Annotated in this window: 3 protein-coding genes; all 3 read right to left on the bottom strand. The window is 57.9% G+C overall.

The window, feature by feature from the left end:
- The coding region (locus tag AC1DYI_RS31310) for a hypothetical protein (RefSeq protein WP_477208017.1) at window positions 1-742 on the bottom strand (742 nt) is incomplete at its 3' end.
- A 19-nt stretch (window positions 743-761) separates the two neighbouring features.
- Window positions 762-1,484, bottom strand: a complete 723-nt coding sequence (locus AC1DYI_RS31305) for a hypothetical protein (RefSeq protein ID WP_477208016.1) — start codon at window positions 1,482-1,484, stop codon at window positions 762-764.
- Between the two features lie 5 nt (window positions 1,485-1,489).
- Window positions 1,490-2,947, bottom strand: a 1,458-nt coding sequence (locus AC1DYI_RS31300) for a hypothetical protein (RefSeq protein ID WP_477208015.1), incomplete at its 5' end; no start/stop codon positions are given.

Genomic DNA, 2,947 nt, shown 5'->3' with positions numbered 1-2,947 from the left:
GCTTGTACTTTGTTGGCACGCCATCTTCGAATGCGAAGTCGGCACTGTTGCCAGAGAAGAAGGTCTTGGACACGGGCAGAAATCGCACCGGCGACTCGTTGGGCGCCATGAGAACAGCGGCGCTGTTGATGCCGGCCCCCTGCACTTGAATCAGGTAGGGTTCTTGCTGCCGATAGTACAAACCAGACTCGTGTTGATCAGCAGCCTTTGCAAGCGCCGACGGCATTCCCGATACCGTGGGCTTCTTGGCAAGATCAACCTGAAGACCACACACATCGTAGCGTCCTGGCTTGTCCAATACGAAAACATGCGTGCCTGCTATCGAGCAGGCGCCGCCTAATTTCTGCGAAGGAGCGGCGTCTCCCCCGCCCATTGCGGAAACCGTTCCAGCCAGTGTGCCAAGATTCTTGAAGGCGTCAGTAACCTTGCTTTCTGTCGTTGACTTGGCAGACGTAAGCAGACCGGCGCCGCTAATTGCGACATCCAGCGTGTTTTTGCCGAAGACGTTTGCTCCATGCGTGAGGATGTATTGGCGAGCCGGATCGGGGTAGGACGCCGTGGTGTCGAATGCAACATTCGACAACTTGCCGCCGTCAACCACGGTCACCTTGACAATGAAGTCCCTGCGAGGCATGAAGTACGTCAGCCCGTCAGCGTTTGCCTGAGTTGGTGAATGCAGTGATGAAACACTCGAACAACCAGCCAGTGCCACCATCACCGCCAGCATCGCAGCTCTATTCATGCTTCTTCCTTCTTACGTTTTAGCGCTTGGGCTTGACGAAAAGACGCAGTGCGAAAGGTGGTCCCTCCACAGACTTCTGTTTCCTCAAGTCCACGCTTGACTGCACGACGACCTCGAAGTTTTCGAATGTCGCCGACTCGCCTGCCTTCAATCGGCGCGTCAAGCCGTTTACTACGAGATTCACTTCGGGATCGGGGCGCCCGTCGGCGAGCTGTGTCGCACTCAGCCCAACGATGTCAATCGTCACGGTTTGTGGTCCATAGCCAGATTTGGCCGCACTCGCCACCACGTCCGAGTCGCTCTTTACGGCCACTAGACTCTCTCCACCGCTGTGGTCGTTGGTGACTCTGTACTCGACATTCGCAGCAGACAGGGATGTTGGTGCATTGCTGGGTGGCGCGACGTCGCCAAAGGCCCATTGCGCCTTGTTCACCTTGTTTTGCAGTACCTTCCCAAGGTCATGCTCGATCAATACTCCTCCCGGGTAGCCGCCCCTAACGGTCACCGTGCCGGGAACCATGCCCCCGCGGACTTCCATCTGCCTGAGAAGTTGCTGGACGCGGAACTGCCGATCACGATCTGCGTCGGGCAGGATCGCTACATCTGATGCGCTTCCAGCTATGGCGCTACCTGGTTTCGGGCCACGTACTTCTACGGTTCCACTTGCCGCGGGTTTGGCGTCTTGCGCCAAGCAGACTGGGCAGATCACCAGGACCATAATCAACGACAGAGCATTGTTCATAGCGTTCACTTTTGTCCGCCTATCCGTGGTCCGTCGTACCGTAGGCTCGCCCAGTTGGGATAGTCAGCTATGGATATGACGTCAGGGTCGTCGGGCGTGAGTTGCGCATTGACCGGTGAGCCGGAAATGCTCCCATCGCCGTCCCAGTCGATCGGCTGGCCGCAGACGCCGGCACCTTCCTGTAGCCCGCTTGCAGCCATCAGTTCCGGACCCATGCCCTCGGAATAGTCGAGGCGCTGCACCAGTCCGGGAGYCGGCGAACCGAGCGTCTCAATCGCGCCGGACTTTCCATAAAAGACCTGAGTGCACGTTGGGTATTGCTTGCGCGAAGTGGCAGGCCATCCCGAGCGAAGCTGCCACGAGTACGACATCACACTCCAGTAGGTGGACTTGTGCGGCAAGTGGTCGGTCCCGCCGTGTCGTTGTCCTAGGTTGTGCCCCAGTTCGTGCAGCAGCGTTGAAGCTTGCACGACGGCAACCTGGTATGCGGGCGGAAACTCTGAAAGAGTAACCACGAACGTATCGCCAACGCCGGTTCCGTCGAAGTCGACATTGCTCTCGCCACTCCAGCCGGCTGCGTGCGCGTTGCCCCAAATTGCGTAGTGAAACCAACCTTTTCGAGAGCGCGTGAAATGCACTTCTGCAAGGCGGTCAACGCTACCCAGCTTGATAAGAGGTTCGTGGCTCTCCCTAAATGAGATTGCGTTCCAGAAAGGCACCTGCCCCGAGACGTCCAGGAACAGCCTGACGCCGCTTTCGTTGAAAGGATTGAGAATTGGCGCGCTTGCGAAGGCCTGCTGAGCGAGCCGCAATGCTTCAGCTGAAGGTGGATAGGCGATGCCGGCCATAACATCGACCTCTACGAGTACGTTCCTTACGAACGGGTCGAGACCAAGGACCTTGGGAGGCTCGTCAGCTTTCCCGTTCTTGTCACTGTCCCAACCGTTGATTTCGATCACATCGGGTAGCCCGTCCCCGTCGCTGTCCAGACTGTTGGGGTCGGTGGGTAGTCGATAGTCTACTGCGTTGCTGAGCGTCCCATTTTCGTTAACCACAGCAATTCTGATCTGTCGACCTCGCGGCATGGGTGGCAGCGGCGCGATGCGAGCAAGGTAGTGCCAGATCGGGTAGTGAAGCACTTGAGGGTCGGCGCCGTAGAGCTCATTCAATAGGACCTTGTGCACTGTCGATGGGACCGGCTGATCGTCGACAAGCAACCGAGCGCCAACGTCAATATTGGCTCCCTGTACATACAACGTTGCATTGACGTTGCCGGCGCCATCAAAGCGCGAGCCAGCGAGAGTCACGTGGTCAAGCCGAGGGGCCAAATTGATGGTGTCATGGACGACGGAAACGTTTCGCGATACTGGTGCGCCATCCCCCACTGTTTGCAACAGGTGCGTGCCGCCAGAGGCGTTGCGTGGGATGGTGAACGTCAATGCTCTCGCGCCTTCCAAGTAGGC

Source organism: Ideonella sp. P3_A4, assembly GCF_056403075.1.
The sequence above is the reverse complement of the archived record's forward strand: the minus strand, read 5'-3'. Positions and strand labels throughout refer to the sequence as shown.

Coding starts and splice junctions, on each gene's coding strand:
- AC1DYI_RS31305 (WP_477208016.1), bottom strand. CDS start 1,484: ATGAACAATGCTCTGTCGTTGATTATGGTCCTGGTGATCTGCCCAGTC.